13 protein-coding genes are annotated in these 17,387 nt (G+C 62.5%); 5 read left to right on the forward strand and 8 right to left on the reverse strand.

Going from position 1 to position 17,387, the window contains the following annotated elements; translation table 11 throughout:
- Positions 1 to 116: 116 nt before the first annotated feature.
- From E5K02_RS14915 to E5K02_RS14925, 3 genes are all read left to right on the forward strand, one after another.
- On the forward strand, positions 117 to 902 hold the full coding sequence (locus tag E5K02_RS14915; RefSeq protein WP_135395840.1) for a GLPGLI family protein: 786 nt from the start codon (positions 117 to 119) through the stop codon (positions 900 to 902).
- A gap of 29 nt (positions 903 to 931) precedes the next feature.
- Complete coding sequence (locus E5K02_RS14920; RefSeq protein ID WP_240737287.1) at positions 932 to 3,706, forward strand: outer membrane beta-barrel protein; 2,775 nt, start codon at positions 932 to 934, stop codon at positions 3,704 to 3,706.
- 147 nt (positions 3,707 to 3,853) lie between these two features.
- A complete protein-coding gene (locus E5K02_RS14925) occupies positions 3,854 to 5,908 on the forward strand; it encodes a tetratricopeptide repeat-containing sensor histidine kinase (RefSeq protein WP_135395843.1) in 2,055 nt (684 codons plus the stop codon).
- A 90-nt stretch (positions 5,909 to 5,998) separates the two neighbouring features.
- Here the strand turns inward: E5K02_RS14925 and E5K02_RS14930 are convergent, their stop codons facing one another.
- On the reverse strand, positions 5,999 to 6,523 hold the full coding sequence (locus tag E5K02_RS14930) for a GNAT family N-acetyltransferase (protein WP_135395845.1): 525 nt from the start codon (positions 6,521 to 6,523) through the stop codon (positions 5,999 to 6,001).
- Positions 6,524 to 6,574: 51 nt separating this feature from the next.
- On the opposite strand from E5K02_RS14930, the gene E5K02_RS14935 reads away from it, so the two are divergent.
- The gene (locus E5K02_RS14935; RefSeq protein ID WP_135395847.1) at positions 6,575 to 7,549 is read left to right on the forward strand and encodes an ABC transporter ATP-binding protein; all 975 of its coding nucleotides are present in this window, start codon (positions 6,575 to 6,577) and stop codon (positions 7,547 to 7,549) included.
- Positions 7,537 to 9,108, forward strand: a complete 1,572-nt coding sequence (locus E5K02_RS14940) for an ABC transporter permease/substrate-binding protein (RefSeq protein WP_135395849.1) — start codon at positions 7,537 to 7,539, stop codon at positions 9,106 to 9,108. The genes E5K02_RS14935 and E5K02_RS14940 overlap by 13 nt, the downstream gene beginning before the upstream one ends.
- A gap of 41 nt (positions 9,109 to 9,149) precedes the next feature.
- On the opposite strand, the gene E5K02_RS14945 is transcribed toward E5K02_RS14940, so the two are convergent.
- From E5K02_RS14945 to E5K02_RS14975, 7 genes are all read right to left on the reverse strand, one after another.
- Positions 9,150 to 10,382 carry an ATP-binding response regulator gene (locus tag E5K02_RS14945; RefSeq protein ID WP_135395851.1) on the reverse strand — a complete coding sequence of 411 codons (1,233 nt, stop codon included), beginning with the start codon at positions 10,380 to 10,382 and terminating at the stop codon, positions 9,150 to 9,152.
- A 12-nt stretch (positions 10,383 to 10,394) separates the two neighbouring features.
- Complete coding sequence (locus E5K02_RS14950) at positions 10,395 to 10,841, reverse strand: response regulator (RefSeq protein WP_206025965.1); 447 nt, start codon at positions 10,839 to 10,841, stop codon at positions 10,395 to 10,397.
- Entirely contained in the window at positions 10,842 to 13,157 is a 2,316-nt protein-coding gene (locus tag E5K02_RS14955) for an ATP-binding protein (RefSeq protein WP_135395853.1), read from the reverse strand.
- The gene (locus E5K02_RS14960) at positions 13,139 to 13,705 is read right to left on the reverse strand and encodes a biliverdin-producing heme oxygenase (protein ID WP_135395855.1); all 567 of its coding nucleotides are present in this window, start codon (positions 13,703 to 13,705) and stop codon (positions 13,139 to 13,141) included. Before E5K02_RS14960 ends, E5K02_RS14955 begins: the two co-directional genes overlap by 19 nt.
- 220 nt (positions 13,706 to 13,925) lie before the next feature.
- The gene (locus E5K02_RS14965; RefSeq protein ID WP_135395857.1) at positions 13,926 to 14,795 is read right to left on the reverse strand and encodes an AraC family transcriptional regulator; all 870 of its coding nucleotides are present in this window, start codon (positions 14,793 to 14,795) and stop codon (positions 13,926 to 13,928) included.
- Between the two features lie 124 nt (positions 14,796 to 14,919).
- Positions 14,920 to 15,972: a cytochrome d ubiquinol oxidase subunit II gene (locus E5K02_RS14970; RefSeq protein WP_135395859.1), complete on the reverse strand. Its 1,053-nt coding sequence runs from the start codon at positions 15,970 to 15,972 to the stop codon at positions 14,920 to 14,922.
- A gap of 13 nt (positions 15,973 to 15,985) precedes the next feature.
- A complete protein-coding gene (locus E5K02_RS14975) occupies positions 15,986 to 17,323 on the reverse strand; it encodes a cytochrome ubiquinol oxidase subunit I (RefSeq protein WP_135395861.1) in 1,338 nt (445 codons plus the stop codon).
- Positions 17,324 to 17,387 lie beyond the last annotated feature (64 nt).

Consider the following 17,387-nt stretch of genomic DNA (forward strand, 5'->3'; position numbering starts at 1 on the left):
AAATAGCGGATGCTCCAGGGTTTTGGCGCGGCGTTAACACTGTTTAACACTCTGTAACAGTGCTTAACACGCCGATGTGGGAGGTTTGAGCCGTCAACTCACTTTTCTACATCCCCATGAAAAAGCTCCTGCTCCTGCTGCTCAGCCCCGGCGCTCTGCTCTCGGCCGCCCGGGCCCAAACCGTTTCCGGCCTCATTCAGTACGAAGCGGCCCAAAAGGTAAACCCCAACCAGATGCGCGTGGTCGTGAATGGGCAGGAAGTAAAGCCCGGCAGCCCCGACTTTCCCACCGACATTTCCGACGTGCGCAACTTTGGCGTAACGGTCAGCTTTTCCGGGGGCTACGCCCGCGAGGAGCGCCAGAATGCGGCCATGCGCACGATTGTGGAAGGCGGCCCCGGCGCAGCCCCGCAGATGACCAACCTGGGCAAGCCCTTCGAGGAAGTGGTGTACGTGAGTCAGCCCGAAAACAAGCTCAGCACGGTGGTAACGGTGAAGAAAAACGAAACCACGACCACCTACCGCTCCGACAAGCCCCTAACCCAGGCGGCCGGCTGGCAGACGACCGACCAGACCAAGAAAATTGCGGGCTACACCTGCCGCAAGGCCACGGTGCCGTTCAAGAACCAGACCTACACCATCTGGTACACCACCGAGCTACCCTTCACCTATTCGCCCGTCAGTGAGCTGCTGCCCGACAAAGGCGTGGTGCTGGCCCTGGAAAGCCCGCGGGAACAGTTTAAAGCCAGCAAAGTAGACCTCAAAGCCGTGGCCGAGCAGGACGTGCGCCCCACCGAAAAGGCCCAGACCGTGACGCCCGCCGAGCTAAACGACCTGCGCGACAAGGCCCGGGCCGACTTCCGCCTCAAGCTCATGGAAGGCGAAGGCGCCGGCCGCCGATAAGCATGGGCCGGCTTCTTTTCCTTGTTGGAATGCTGCTGGCCTACGGGGCGCCTACCCAGGCCCAGCCGGCCCCGGCCAGCAAAGGCAGCATCAGCGGCACCGCCATCGACTCCCTGACTGGCAAGGTGCTACGCGAAGCTTCGGTGTCATTGCTGGCGGCCCGCGACTCATCCTACCTGACCTTCACTATCACCGACGGCGACGGGCAGTTTGTGTTGCGCAATGTGGCCCCGGGCTCCTATCAGGTCCTCGTTACGTTTCTGGGGTACCGCAGCCGGCTGGTGGCCGTGCAGCTGACGGCAGCCCACCCCACGGTTACGCTCGGCTTGCTGCGGCTGCGCGCCTATAGCCAGTCCCTGGGCGAAGTTGTGGTGCAGCAGGAACGAGCCCCGGTGTCCATTTCCGGCGACACGCTGGCCTTCAGCGCCCGGGCGTTCAAAACCCAGCCCAATGCCGCCGTCGAGGCCCTGCTCAAAAAGCTACCAGGCGTGGAAGTCGACCGGGCCGGCAACATCCGGGCCCAGGGACAGGCCGTGAGCCGGGTGCTGGTGGATGGCAAACCCTTCTTCGGCGACGACCCCAAGATGGCCACCCGCAACCTGCCGGCCGACATCATCGACCAGGTGCAGCTTTTTGCCCAGCAAAGCGACCAGGCCGCCTTTTCGGGCATCGACGACGGCTCGCAGCAGCGGACGATTAACCTGGTAACCAAGCGCGACAAGCGCCGCGGCTACTTTGGGACCAACGGCGCGGGCCTGGGCACCGACGGCCGCTACCAGGCCCGCCTGGGCGTGAACCGCTTCAACAACGGCCGCCAGCTTTCGGCCCTGGGCATGGCCAACAACATCAACCAGCAAGGATTTTCCTCCAACGGCGGTCCGGCCACGATGACGCCCGGCCCGCCCGCCGGCGGTAACGGCGGCAGCGGGCGGGTGCGCGTGGGAGGCCCCGACAGCCGCGGCCCCGACTCCGATAATGAGCAGCCCAATAACCTGCTCGAATCGGGGGCGGTGGGGCTGAACTACCGCGACGCCTGGGGCAAGCGGGCCGAAGTGGCAACAAGCTACCTGGGCAGCCGCACCCGGGTGCTAACCGAGCAGCAGCGCCACCGGAAAACTGCCACCACCACCCCCGACCTGGGCAGTGAAGGAGCCCCACCTTTTATCACCGACCAGCAACTGAACGCCCGGGAAACGAATCTGAGTCAGCGGCTTAACCTGCGGCTCGACTACAAGCTCGATTCGTTGACCACGGTGCGCCTGACGCCCTTCGTAGCCTGGCAGCGCCCGGGGCAAATCCAGACCAGTACCCAGCAGGCCACCCGGGCCGGGCAGGTGCTCAACCAGGGCCAGCTACGCTACACGTCGGAGCGCCCCGTGCTGAACGGGGCCAACAACCTGCTGCTCATGCGCAAGTTCGCCAAGGACGGCCGCACCCTGTCGGCCAACCTAAATACCGTGCTTTCGGATCAGGACGAGCACACCACGAACCAGGCCCTCAACACGTTTTTCACCGATGCCGGCCCCACCCGCACCACGCGGCTCGACCAGCAGATTGGAGAAAGCAGCGGCAGCCAGACCAACGTGCTACACCTGTCGTACACCGAGCCCCTGTCGCTGAGTCGGCGGCTGGAAGCGCACTACAACCTGACGGACATCGGCCACCAGGCCGACCGCGCCGTGTACGACTACTCCGAAGCCACCGGCCGCTACGATGCCCGTAGCCCCCAGCTCAGCAACCGCTTCGACAGCCGCTTTCAGACCCACCGCACCGGCCTGACCTGGCAGACCCGCCGCCTGCGCTACACCTACGCCCTGGGCCTCGATGCCCTGCAAGGTCGCCTGCGGACGACGGACCGCACGGCCGCCACTACCTTCGGCCAAAACTTTAGCAAGCTGCTTCCCAATGCGTTACTCACCCTGAACGGGGGCCAGAACCGCACTCTGCGCCTGAACTATCGTACCCGCCTGAACGCGCCATCGGCGGCCCAGCTCCAGCCCGTTGTCGACAACACCAACCCGCTGAACCGGCAGCTGGGCAACCCGGCCCTGGCCCCCGAGTACGCCCACTCCCTGCTCACGACTTACAGCCAGTTCAACGCCCGCAACAACCGCAGCGTCTTCGTGCTGCTCGATGCGGCCCAGGTCCGGAACCGCCTTGTGGCTGCTACCACCATCAGCCCCACCGGCGTGCAAACTACCCAGCCGGTGAATGCCGACGGCTACCGGGCCCTGAACGGGTTTCTGTCGTTGGGTCAGCGCCTGGCGGCCCACAAAATCAACCTGAACCTGACCACCAGCAGCAGCTACACCCACGGGCCCAGCTTCGTGAACGGCGAAACCAACCTGGCCCGCACCTGGACCCTCGGCCAGGGCCTGAGCGTGAACTCCGCCTACAACGACCAGCTCGAATTCAGCTTCAGCGCCAACGTTACCTACCAACGGGCCCGCTACTCGCTGCTGGGTGGCCAGAACTCGGCCTTTTTCACCCAAACGCTGACGGCCGATGTGCTCTACCAGCTGCCCGCCCATGTTGTCGTCAGCTCGGATGTATGGGTAGTCAACAACACGGGCCGCTCGGCGGGCTACAACCAGCGGGTCGGGCTCTGGAACCTGAGTGTGGCCAAGCAGCTGCTGGCCAACCAGCAAGCGGAGGTGAAACTACAGGTGTATGACCTGCTGAACCAGAACCGTAGCGTAGTGCGCAACGTGACCGACACCTACCTGGAAGACGTCCGCAGCCGGGTGCTGACCCAGTATTTTCTGCTGAGCTTTACCTACACGCTCCGCAAATTTGGGGTGTAGCTCGGGGTGGGGCAGCCTTCCTAAGGGGCTCGGCACGGCCGGCTCTGTTCCGGTTTAAAAACAAAGTAGAATAGCTTGGGTGAGAGTCAAATGACTATTAGCTGAACAATATACGGTTCAGCTAATAGTTGTTTCTTACTTTTACACATGCGGAGACTATTTACCGTACTATTTTTTAGTTACTGCCTGCTGCTAAGTACTCGGTTGCAGGCGCAAAGCCCGCAGACGGCTGGGCTGCGCCGGGCCCTGGCGGCCGCCCGGCACGACACTACCCGCGTGCTGCTGTTGGCCGACTTGAGCAGCACCTACCGTTACTCCCGCTTCGATTCGGTCGAGTTCTACGCCCGCAAAGGCCTGGCGCTGGCCCGGCAAATTGGCTACCCCAAGGGCGAGGGCCGCTGCCTTTCCCGCCTGGGCATTCTAACCAGTGAGCGAGGCAACCTGCCCCAGGCCCTGCGCATTGACTTACAGGCCCTGCAGCTGCACGAAGAAAGTCACGACTGGGAAGGCATGGCCCGCACTTTCAACCAAATGGGCCTGCTCTACCACGCCCTGGAAGATTACCGGCCCGCCCTAGCTTATTATTTCCAGGCCAAAAACCTCTACGAGCAGCACGGCGTGGGCGACGACTCCCAGCTGATTAGCGTGTTTACCAACCTGGGGGCCAGCTACGAAGGTCGCCGCCAACTCGACTCCGCCGCGTATTATCTCAACAAGGCCTATGCCCTCACCCGGCAGTCGGGCACGGTGCACCAGAGCTGCTGGGGCAACCCGCGGCCCTACGTGCTGCGCGAACTGGGCTTGCTGCAGGCCTCGCGCGGGCAGGATGCGCAAGCCCTGGACTACTACCGCCAGAGTGCCCGGGTGGCATTTCCGGAAAACGACCTGCGCAGTGCTTGCCGGGCCTATCAGTACATGGCCGAGCTCTACCACCGCCGCTACCAAACCGATTCGAGCGTGTATTATGCCCGCAAGTCGCTGGCCCTGGGGCAGGCCCTGCCCTTCGTGATTGGGGTAGTGCACACCAGCAAGCTGCTAACTTCCGCCTTTGAGGCCCAGGCCAACTCCGACAGCACCCTGAAGTACATGCGCGTGCTGCGCCAGGCCCAGGACAGCTTGTACAACCCGCAGCGCATCAAGCAGCTAGATGCCATTGGCTTTGCCGAGCAGCAGCGCCTGCGCCAGCTCGAAGCCGAGCAGCGGCAAACCCAGGCCCGCAACCGGCTCTTCTTTCTGACTGCCGGGCTGGGCTTTCTGATTCTGGTATCCTTGCTGCTGTGGCGCAACGTGCGACAGCAGCAACGGGCCAACCGCCAGCTGTCGGCGCTTAATCAGGAAATTACCGAGCAGCGCGACCGGCTGGGCCAGATGCTGCACGAGCTCAAAACCACCCAAAGCCAACTGGTGCTACGCGAAAAAATGGCTTCCCTGGGCGAGCTGATGGCCGGAGTGGCCCAGGAGATTCAGACGCCCGTCAACAACACCCGCGACCTGGCCGGCGTCAGCGCCGACCTGATTGAGGACCTGCGCAAAGAACTGGCCGGCCTGGACGTGCAGATGGAAGACCCCGGCGCTCTGAATGACAAGCTACTGATGCTGACCCAGTATCAGAACAGCATTATCCGTTCCAGCCAGCGGGCGGCGTCTATTGTGCGAGGCATGGTGGAATACGCGCAGAGCAGCCCCGGCCCCCGGCAGCTTACCGATGTCAATGCTTTTGTGGAAGACTACCTGCGGCTAACTTACCACGACATCCGGGCCAAAAACCGCAACTTCTACGCGGCCCTGCTACCCACTCTCGACCCCGCCGTGGGCAACTTATCCATCCTTCGCCACGACTTGGGCCGGGTGTTGGTCAGCTTGTTTACCAGTGCTTTTTTCTCGGTGCAGCAGCGCCAACTATTAGCCCAGGAAGGCTATGTGCCCCAAGTCGCCGTCGGTACGCGCAGCAGCCCCGGCCACATCGAAATTTGGGTGCGCGACAACGGTATCGGCATTCGGGCGTCGCAGTTGCCCATGGTCTTCGAGCGGTTTTCCCCGGCCAAAACCGGCGACAACGACCTGGGCCTGGCCCTGAGCTACGACCTGATTACCAAAGGGCACGGCGGCACGCTCACCGTCGAGTCGGAGGAAGGAGAATTCACCGAGTTTCTTATTACGCTGCCCCTAACGGCTCCCTCCGAGCCGACTTCGGTAGCATAGCCAAGGTGTATCCTCAGCCTCGCTTAATCAGGCCAATGGCAGGTTCGACTGTTGTTAGAAGCCAACGGGCCTGCTAACCGGTGAACCTGCCTACAGCTTCTTTTCCAGCACCAGCAGCTCCAGCGGCTGGCGCGGGATACCGAAGCGCGGATTGTCCGGGAAAGGCACCGTAGCCCCGGTGCGCTGGTAGCCCAGCCGCTCGTACCAGGCCAGCAGCTCTGCCCGCACCGATATAACCGTGATTTTCATACGACTACAGCTCTGCTCCCGAGCGTAGGAGTCGGCGGCAGCCAAGAGCTGGCGCCCGATACCCGCGTTTTGCCGAGTAGCATCCACCGAGAGCATGCCCAGGTACATCGTGGCCGCCGGCTGCCGCTGCAAATACACGGAGCCCACCAGTTGCCCGCCCTCCTGGTGAGCCATAAGCAACACCGCTTCTTCAGCGGCCAGCATTTCCGCCAACGACTCCGCATCAATACGGGGCCCGTCGAGCAGGTTGGCTTCCGTCGTCCAGCCCAGCCGGGAGGTGTCGCCGCGGTACACGCTGTTGACGAAAGCAACCAGGGCAGGAATGTCGAGGGCCGTGGCGGGCCGGATGGTGAGAGTCGGGGTCATAACACAAAAGTATACCTTGGCGGTTGTTGCGCTGTCCTTCTTCCCTACTGCATGCCTGAATCGGTTGCCCCAGTTATTCGCGCCACGCAGCTGCACAAGCGCTACGGTGCCCACGCGGTGGTGCAGAACGTGTCGTTTGCGCTGCAGCCCGGCGAAACGCTGGTTTTGCTGGGCCCCAGCGGCTGCGGCAAAACGACGTTGCTCAAGATGCTCAACCGCCTCGTGGAGCCCGACGCCGGCTCTATCGAGGTCAACGGCCAGGACGTGCGCCACCAGCGGCCCGAGCAGCTACGCCGGGGCATGGGCTACGTTATTCAGCAGGTTGGCTTGCTGCCCCACTACACGGTGGCCGAGAATATTGCGGTGGTTCCGCGGCTGCTCGGGCAGTCGGCCGCTGCCATTGCTCACCGCACCCAGGCCCTGCTGACCCGCCTGCACCTGCCGCCCGAGCGCTACGCCGGGCAGTACCCACACCAGCTGTCGGGCGGGCAGCAGCAGCGCGTGGGCCTGGCCCGGGCGCTGGCCGCCGACCCGCCTATTATCCTGCTGGATGAGCCCTTCGGCGCCCTCGACCCCATCACGCGGGCCAGCATCCGGCGCGAGTTTCGGGAGCTCGACGAACTGCGCCACAAAACCGTTGTGCTGGTGACCCACGACGTGACGGAGGCCTTCGAGCTGGCCGACCGGATTCTGCTGCTCAATGCCGGACAGGTGCAACAGCTGGGTACGCCGCGGGAGCTGCTGTTTCAGCCCGCCAACGCCTTTGTGCGCCACTTTTTTGCCGCCGAGCGGCTGGCCCTGCAGCTACGCACCCTCACCCTGGCCGACCTAGCCCCTTTCTTGCCTTCATTGGCTGGTAAAGCGGCGGCGAGTGGGCTAGCTCCAACCACGGTGCAGGACGCGCTGGAAGCCCTGACCAACGCCGACGGCAACTTCCCCAAGTCGTCTTACCCCTTCGACCTGGCCCAGCTGATGGCAGCGTTTGGGCAGGCGCTGCAACGAGAGGAGGCCGCATGGAAACACTAAAGGAACTACTGACCTTCTGGCACTTACAGGCCGGCAAACTAGGAGACCAAATTCAGCAGCACATCGGGCTTACCGCCGCTTCCTTGCTGCTGGCAGTGCTGCTGGGGGTTCCGCTGGGCTTGCTGCTCACGCGGCGGCCACGCTGGGCTCCGGCCGTGCTGGGCGTGGCGGGGGCCTTGCAAACCGTGCCCAGCATTGCCCTGCTCGGCTTCCTGATTCCGCTGCTGGGCATTGGGCCCCGGCCCGCCATTTTCGCGCTGTTCCTGTATTCGTTGCTGCCCATCATCCGCAACACGCTCACGGGCATTCAGGGCGTGAGCCCGGCGGTAGTTGAAGCAGCCCGCGGGCTGGGGCTCACGGACGGGCAGATTCTGCGGCGCGTTGAGTTGCCGCTGGCTCTGCCGGTGCTGTTTGCCGGCATCCGCACGGCTACCGTAATCAATGTGGGCGTAGCTACCCTGGCGGCATATGTGGCGGCCGGGGGCCTGGGCGAGTTTATTTTCGGCGGCATTGCTCTCAACAACCCGGTTATGATTCTGGCTGGCGCCCTGCCCGCGGCGGCCCTGGCCCTGGCCTTCGATGCTGCTTTGGCGGGTCTGCAGCGGCTCAGTGCGCGGCGGCTGGTACGGGTGGGCGCGGCCCTGCTCGTGCTGCTGCCGGTGCTGGGCGTATTGTATGTGCTGCCCCAGGCGGCGGGCAAGCTGCTGGCTGGCTTTAGCCCCGAGTTTGTGGGCCGGGCCGATGGGTTGCCGGGGTTGAAAAACGCCTACCAGCTGCGCCGCCTGCCCAGCGTAGTGCTGGCCCCGGCACTGGTGTATGAGGCCGCCCGCCATCAGGATGTCGACCTGATTGACGGCTACTCCACCGACGGCCGGATTCGGGCCTACAACCTGCTGGTGCTGCAGGACGACCGGCGCGTGTTTCCGCCCTACTACGCCGCGCCGGTCATACGCCCGGCCGTGCTGGCGGCGCATCCCGAGCTGGCTCCGGTGCTGGCCCAGCTGGCCGGGCAGATTTCCGACTCGGTGATGACCAACCTGAACTACCGGGTCGACTACCTGCACCAGGAGCCCCGGGCCGTGGCCCACGCCTTTTTGCGGCGCCGGGGCCTGTGGCGCACGCCCCGGCCCCTGGCCCCCGGCGCACCCGTGGTACGCCTGGGCTCCAAGATTTTTGCCGAGCAATATATTCTGGTAGAACTGTACGCGGCCCTGATTCGGGGCAACACTGGGCTGGCCGTGGAAACCAAAACGGGCCTGGGGGGCACCACCATTTGCTTTGAAGCCCTGCGCACCGGCGAAATCGACCTGTATCCCGAGTACACCGGCACCGGCCTGCAGGTGCTCTTGCAGCCCTCCGCCGCCGTGCTCGACTCGCTGGGCGGCAGCCCACCGGCCGTGTTTCACTACGTGCAGCAGGAGTTTCGGCGGCGCTACGGGCTGGAATGGCTGGCCCCGCTGGGTTTCAACAACACGTACGCTCTGCTCATGCGCCGGCAGCAGGCCCGGGAACTGGGCATCAGCTCTATTTCCCAACTAAGCCGCTATTTGCGCCACTAAGCGCGTGGCTTTGGCGCAAGCTTACTCGGCTCCATTCTTTCTTACTGGGGCAGGAAGATGCGGAAAGTGGTACCCTGGTTCAGCTCACTTTCTACCTCAATGCGCCCCCCCTGGGCCTGCACCAGCCGGTTCACCAAAAACAGGCCGACGCCGGTGCCTTCGCCCGCTTCGGGGTGGAAGCGCCGAAACAGGTGAAACAGCTCGGCACCATGTTTTTCCAGGTCGATGCCCAAGCCATTGTCGCGCACTTCGAGCACTGCCTGCCCGTGCAGCAGGCTGCTGACAATCGTTATTTCCGGGGCCCGGTCGGTGTGGCGGTACTTAATGGCATTGCCCAGCAGGTTCAGCAAGATGGTGCGCAGGTTGCTGCGCACGGCCACCAGCTCCGGCAGCTTCTCAAAATGGGTGTGTACCGTACCGTCCGCGGTTTGCAGCTGCGGGCGTAGAGTTTGCAGCACATCGGCCGTAAGGTCGGCCAGGAGTACTTTCTCCGTTATTTGCTCACCCTGAGCCCGGTCTATCTGTACTACCGCCGACAAATCCGTGACGGTCGTGTTCAGGTCATCCAGGGAGGCATCGACCAGGCGCAGCACTTCCGACTCCTCGGGGTCATCAAAGGTAGCGGTGCGGCGCAACTCGTCGAACAAGCCCCGCAGGTTGTTGATGGGCTGCTTCAGGTCGTGGGAAGCCGCGTACACAAAGTTGTCCAGGTCGCGGTTGGTGCGGGCCAGTTGCTGATTGCGGGCCTCAATTTCCTGGTTGGCCGTCAATAGCTGGGCATTGGTTTGCTGCACCTGCCGGCGGGCTTCGGTGAGTTCTTCCAGGGAATCGCGCAGCTGCTGGTTCACGGTTTGCAACTGCCCGTGGTAGCGGGCTACGTATTGCCGCCATTCGTTTTTCTCAATGGCATGCAGCACCGTTTTGCAGAGCAATTCCTGGTCGAAGCGCTGCTTCACCAGGTAGTCGAGAGCCCCGTTATTGAGGGCGCGTACGGCCAGTTCCTCGCTGCCGCCTCCCGTAATCATAATCACACACAGCGTGTCGGGCGGGGCTAGCTGCTTTAATTCCAGCAGCAACGCTAGGCCATCCGTGTCGAGCAAGTTATAATCCAGCAGCACGCAGTCGGGCCGCACGGTCCGAAACTGCGCTATGCCTTCTTCCCCCGACGAGGCTTCTACTATCTCCAACCGCTCGTGCCCTATCTGCTTGCCCAGATAGCGCTTGTACAACATCCGGTCATGCTCGTTGTCATCAACGAGTAAGATTTTTTTCACGCGTGCAATAACCTAATTCGTCGAGGGTAGTTCCGAGGTGTTGAGCCAGTAGCGCACCAATAACCGGGTTTTTTCTTCCAGGGCAGCGTACTCTATGGGTTTGGTCAGATAGCTGTTGGCGCCCAGCCGGTAGCAATCCTCGATGTCCCGACTGTTGGTCGAGGTGCTGAAGATAATCACCGGAATAGACTGCAAACGCGGGTCCCGCTTTAGGGTTTCAAGCACGGTGCGGCCGTCGGTACCGGGCAGGTTCAGGTCGAGTAGCACAAACACGGGCAACTGTTGGGGCCAGTTTTCGTGCTTGCCATAGCCCTGCAGGTATTGTAGCGCCTGGTCGCCGTCTTCGCAGCGCAGCAGCTGGTTGGGCAAGGCATGCTTGCGAAAGGCCCGGCCCAGCGCCATAAAGTCTTCGGCGCTATCTTCGACCACCAGGATGGGCTTGTGAGGTAGAACGTTCACTTACAGATGCTTTGAGAGAGAAAAATAAAAGGTGGCGCCTTGCCCCAACCCGGACTCGACCCATAGCTCACCATCCTGCTTCTCCACCATTTTCCGGGCGATGGGAAGGCCCGCGCCGGTACCCCCGCCGTACTTTTCCTGGGGGTGCAGACGCTTGAAAATCTTGAAGATGGCCTCATGGTGTCGCGGGTCGATACCGATGCCATTGTCCTGAACGTAGAACACATAAAAATTGTCCCGTTGTCCAGTTCCTTTCGGCCCCAAAGTGCCTTCGGGAGCCAGTCCCACCCGAATTTGCTTCTCGGGGTGGTTGCTGTAGCGCATGGCGTTGGTCAGCAGGTTGTTGAACACTTCCCGCACCCGCACCGCATCGCAACGGAAGGTGGGCAGCGGGTCGACGATGGTGACGTGGGTGTTGGTTTGCTCGAAGCGCGGGTGCAGCAGGTCCACCAGGTCTTCGACGAGTTCCTGCACGTTGGTTTCCGTCACGGTCATTTCCTGACGGCCCACGCGCGAGAGTTGCAGCAAGGACTCAATCAGGGCCTCCATGCGCTGGCTCAGGCGTACCAGGGTCTGCAACCGGCCCACGCCTTCCGAGTCGAGCTTATCGGCGTAGTCCTCCAGCAGAAAAATAGAGTAGTTGTGAATGCCGCGCAGGGGCTCTTTCAGGTCGTGGGAGGCTACGTAGGCAAAGGAGTCCAGCTCGTCGTTGCTGCGCTCCAGCTCCGAGTTGAGACGGGCCAGGCTGGCGGCGCGGGTCTGCAGCTCGTTGAAGACCTTGAGCCGGACGTCGGAGAGGTGCAGGCGGATTTCCTTGGCGGCTTCAATTTCCAGGGGCAGCCAGGGTGCCGAGGTGTTTACCACAGTCTGGGCCCAGGCCTCGAACGACTGCCGGGGCGAGAGTTTCAGCTGCCCGTCCTGGAGCACTTCGGCTTTCTGCGCCTTGCCCGCCCAGGTCACGGTCTGGATCTGCTCGGGCCGGAACCAGATGATATAGTCGCCGGCTTCCTGAGCCAGGGAAATAGCAATAAAGCCGCTGGCCACCCCGCGAATGGCTAGGCCTTCCGGATTGTGCTTCACGTAGGAATCGGTGTAGAACACATTATCCTGCACGTTGACCTTCAGCCACTCAATCAGGTCCCGAATCTGCTCCTGGGTCGGCGTAACGCCCAGGGAGATGATGTCGCCCTCGAAGCAGATAGCCGCCCCACCGCAGCTGAACGCATCCCGGATGGTGGGCATACGCTGGTACAGGCCCTCGACAAAGTTGCTGTGGCGGCCTACGAGTTCAAACAAGCGCACCTGGATGTTGCGGATATGCAGGCGGTAGGCTTGCTCGTCCTGCTGCTGCTTGGTTTTGAGCAAGGCCGAGAAGGTTTTGCCCAAAAACAGGCACAGCTCCCGCAACTCGTAGCTTACCAGGCGCGGGGTGATGTGGTGGCAGGTAATGAGGCCCCACAAGACGTCGTCCTGGATGATGGAAATCGTCATCGTGGCGCCCACGCCCATGTTGCGCATGTACTCCAGGTGAATCGGCGACACGCTCCGCAGCACGGCGTAGGTCATGTCGGGCGGGCGGTTGGCCGTGGGGTGCAGCACCGGCACGAGCTTGGCGGGCACGTAATCCACGTTGGGAATAAAGCGCAGCCAGTTTTTCAGGTACAGGGCCCGGGCCTGCTGCGGAATGTCGGTAGCCGGGTAATGTAGGCCCAGGAAGGGCTCCAGGTCGTCGTGCTTGGCTTCGGCCACCACTTCCCCGCTGGCATCTTCGGCAAACTTATACATCAGCACCCGGTCGAAGCCGGTAATGTCGCGCACTTGGTCTACGGCCAGCTGGCAAAACTCCAGCACTGCGGCCGCCCCCATCATCTGGCCCAGGGCCAGGTTGAGCGAGGGCAGGTCGAGTACGCTGGCGCTGGTTTCGTCCACGGGCTCAAACTCCAGCCACAGCAGGCCGTCGTAGCGGTGCATGATTATCTTATAGAAGGGCTGCCCGGCTACGTTCTCCAGGCGGGCCCCCAGCAGCTTGGTAACCTCCGTCAGCGAAGGCAGCAGCTGCTCAATTTCGGCAATCGTGCCCGCACCCAGCACCGTGTCGAGGCCCCGGCCGATCAGGTCTTCGGCGGGCGTCCCAATCAGGGCCAGGGTGTTTTCACTGGCGTGCACCACCCGCCCGGTTTCGGGCTCCAGGCACAGCAGAAACCCGTAGGGCTGCACCGAGCCGGGAATATGAATGGGTTCCCGGTCGCAGTTGGTCAGCGTGACGGGCGTATTCAGCAAGCTTTCGTCGCTGTAGATTATGGTTTCTCGATCCACGCGTGCAGGGTTTGAAACGTTGCGGCGGCCGAGGCCACTACTTGGGCTTGATTATCTTCGGTAGCCGCCTCAGCCAGCAGCTGGCAGAAGCTTTTCCACAGCGGACCGGTTTGCTCCCCGTGGCCGCTGAAATACTGCCGGGCGTCGATGCCCGCTTTGGCCAGCTGCCGGGCCAGCACCTGCCCGCCCAGCGTGGAGCCTTCCAGCACATACATGGCTCCCAGCAGCTGGGGCCAACTCTGCAGCTCGGGCATCTGGGGGCACAAGGGCAGCTGAGCACCTTCCACAGCCAGGTCCAGCGGAATCAGGTGGGCCCGCTGCCGCAGCTCGATTTGCCATTCGGGCCCGAAATCGTGCTGGCGCAACCGGGCCTCGTAGGGCACTAAAAACCCGTAGAGCTTGGCCAGAAACCGGTGCGTAATTTCCGGGGTAACCGAGTCTTCCAGCAAGGCCCGGTTGAACTCATTCTGCTCCAGGGCATCGTGGTAAGGCCGGGTTTCGGTCCTCAACTGCTGCAGAATAGCCGGGCGATGGAGGGTAAGCGACATGCGGAACGAGGAAAGTACAAAAAGTAAATATAAAGCAAGAACAACGGAATTTTCGGCACCAAGAGTTCAAACCCGACATAGCATTTATTGAATGTATAGCTAGTCAGGGGCCTTTTTTCTGCTTTTGTACTGTCGAGCTTCAAGCCAGAAAACGAAAATACTGGCGGCGCGGTTTCGCTTATTGCTTTCTTCTAAACTTTGCCTGCGGAAAGGCCCTTACTCAGTGCTTGTGCTGCTGGCGAAAAGTTTCCGGGGTTTGCCCCGCGTACTTTTTGAAGTAGCGCGTGAAGTAGGAAGCATCCTCGAACCCGACGGCATCGGCTACCTGGGCCACCGACTGGGCCGAGTGCGTAAGCTGGCGCTTGGCCTCGGCCACTACCCGCTCGTGAATCAGGTCGCTGGCCGTCTTGTTGAGGATGCGGCGGCAGATAGCGTTCAAGTGGTTGGCCGTCAGGGCCAGGCGCTCGGCGTAGTAGCGCACCGATTTTTCCTGGCGAAAATGCGTGTTGAGCAGCTGGCTGAACTCGCGCACCTGCTGCTGCCCGTAGGCGGGCGGTAGGGCCATTTCTTCCTCGGGATAGGCTCGGGCGGCCAGCTCGAGCGTCAGGTACAAGTAGGCGCCTACCACCGCGTCGCGGTTGGCGGCAGCGGTCTGGTCATCCTGATAAATGCGCTGAAAAAGGGGCAGAATGTCGGTTTCGGCCGCTGGCAAGTATACGACAGGCTGGTGACCGGGCGTGAAAAACGGGTACTCGGCCAAACGGCGGGCCGGGTAGGCCTGCAGGTAGAACTCGGCCGTGAAAAACAAGATGAACCCCTGCGCATCGGCCGACAGCGCCCAGGCGTGCGCCTGCCCGGGCGCGAGAAAAAACAGGCTACCGGGCCGCAAGTCGTAGGTAATCAAATCAATGGTGTGGGTGCCCTGGCCCTGAGTGACGTAGAGCAGCAGGTAGAAGTCGTGGGCGTGGGGCTCACTCACGCGCGGAAACTGCTGCACGTGGGCTTCGAGCGGCTGAATGTAGTACCACTGGTTGTTGCCGGGGCGGGCAAACGCGTCGAGGGCCAGAACGGGCAGGGCGGGTGCTTTCATGCGGGCGGCAAGGTACCCGCTCCCAGGCAAAGTTTTGCTGCCCGCCGCCCCGCCCCAAAACGACTACCGCCAAACCACAGGCAGAGCATCATTCCTGGCAGGGCTGGTCGTTGTGAACTGCGAACTACAGGGTGCGCGCTCCTGGCAGCGCGGCTTCCGGCTCGGGGCTCGGGGGGCGCGACACGTGCTGGAAACTGTAGTATAAATAGCCCAGCGCCGGCAGAATGAACAGGCTGCCCAGCAGCAAGGCCCAGCCCAGCGCCTCTATGGTGCGGGCCGGGGCCAGCTGCTCGAGCAAGGATAAGTGCGGCCCGTTGCGCAGCCGGATAAAGCTGGGGAAGTGGGCATAGCCCACGGCCAGCAGAATCATGGTCACCTGAAAGCCGGCCAGCACCCGGGGCAGCCAGGTAAGCCCGCGGGCCAGCACGTACCAGAGCAAGCCCAGGGAAATGGTAGCCAGGCCAATGGCAGTAAGGCCCACGAGATTACCAAAAATCCAGCGGGCCAGGGGCAAGCCTTCGTAGCGGGCAGCTACAAACACCAGCGCGCCCGCAGCAAAGGCCACCACAATCAGCAGGCGGGTTTTGCGAATAAAGCGGAGCCGATCGGCCTCAGTAGTGGCCTCCCCTATCGTGTAGACCGAGGCCAGATACCCGCACAAAGCCACCGTGAACACGCCCACGGCCACCCCAAACCAGTGCAGCCAGCTCCAGACGTAGGCCGAGAGAAAGTCCGGGGCGGCGGGGTCGACGTAGCCGGCCAGGGCACTGCCGGCAATGATGCCAATAAAGAGCGGCGTGACCAGGCTGGAATACACGAAAATGGTAGCGTACACGCTCTGCATCCGGTCGTGCACCGCGTCGTAGTGCCGGAACACGAAGGCCGTGCCCCGGGCAATGATGCCCAGCAGTAGCAGCAGCAGCGGGATGTGCAAACTCACCGACATCACGCTGTAGATGCGCGGAAAGCCCACGAACAGAATCACAATGGCAATGATGAGCCACATGTGGTTGGCCTCCCAGATGGGTCCGATGGCCTGGTAAAGGGTTTCGTGGGTGACGCGCCGGTTGTGGCGGGAGGTAAACAGCTCGATAATACCCGCCCCGAAGTCGGCGCCGCCCAGCAGCAGGTAGAGCAGAATGGCCAGGTAGAGGTAGGCAATGACAACGTAGTCCATACTAAAAGAGCGGCTAGGCGTGGGCGGCTTCGGGCGTGCCAGCGGGCACGTCGTAGAGTTGGGGCACCATCCGGATCTGGCGGTAGAGCAGGAACACGACCACCAGGCTCAGGGACAGGTACACGGCCGTAAACAGGTAGAAAGAGTAGGCAATGCCGGGCATGGGCGTCACCGCGTCGGCCGTGCGCATCACCCCGTTGATAATCCAGGGCTGCCGGCCAACTTCAGTCACGGTCCAGCCCGCTTCCACAGCTATAAACCCGGCCGGCGTGGCCGCCACAAACAGGCCCAGCAGCCAGCGGCTCGTAAGCCACTGCTTCTTGCGCCACAACGCCAGGAAGTACACCGCCGCAATGCCCATCATCAGCGTGCCCAGACCCACCATGATCTGAAAGGCCAGGTGGGGCACTACCACCGGGGGCCGGTTTTGGGGCGCAATTCGGTCGAGGCCGGTGACTTCCTGCTCGAAATTGCCGTGGGCCAGGAAGCTCAGCATGCCCGGAATTTTGATGGCATAGTCGACGCGCTGCTTGTCCTCGTTGGGCAGGCCGCCCAGCACCAAAGCAGCTCGTTTCTCGGTGTGGAAGTGGGCTTCCATGGCGGCCAGCTTAGCGGGCTGCCGCCGGGCCACGTCCTTGGCCGAAAAGTCGCCGCTCAGGGGTTGGAGCAAGGCGGCCACGGCTCCGAACGCAGCGGCAATGCGGAAGGCGCGGGTATGAAACCCGGTATTGCGGCCCCGGCGCAGCATCAGGGCATGCACCCCGGCCACGGCAAACCCGGTGGCGGCAAAGGCGGCCAGGGTCATGTGCAGGGCCTGGGACAGCCAGGCGTCGTTGAACATGGCCGCAATTGGGTCGATGTTCAGGTATTGCCCGTTCACGTAGTCGAAGCCGGCGGGGCTGTTCATCCAGGCGTTGGCGGCCACCACCAGAATGCCCGAAGCCAGGCCACTGATGCCTACCACAACGCCCGTAAACCAGTGGAACCAGGGATTGAACCGGTCCCAGCCGTAGAGAAAAAAGCCCAGCGCTATGGCTTCAATAAAGAAAGCCGTGCCTTCCAAGGAGAACGGCATGCCGAAGATGGGCCCGGCGTGTTCCATAAACCGGGGCCAGAGCAACCCCAGCTCAAACGACAGCACCGTGCCCGACACCGCGCCCGTGGCAAAGAAGATAGCCACGCCCTTGCTCCAGGCCCGGGTCACGTTTTTGTAGGTGATATCCTGGGTTCGGAGCCAGAAGTAGTGGGCCACGGCCATGAAAAACGGCATCACCATGCCAATGCAGGAAAAGATGATGTGAAAGCCCAGGGAAAGGGCCATCTGGGAGCGGGCAGCAAGAAAATCGTCCATCGTAGCGGGGCTGGGCCTGGAATGCCGCCAAGGTAGCAAGGCGGCGAAAAGAAAAAGCCCCGGT

The organism is Hymenobacter metallicola, assembly GCF_004745645.1.
Lineage (GTDB): Bacteria > Bacteroidota > Bacteroidia > Cytophagales > Hymenobacteraceae > Hymenobacter > Hymenobacter metallicola.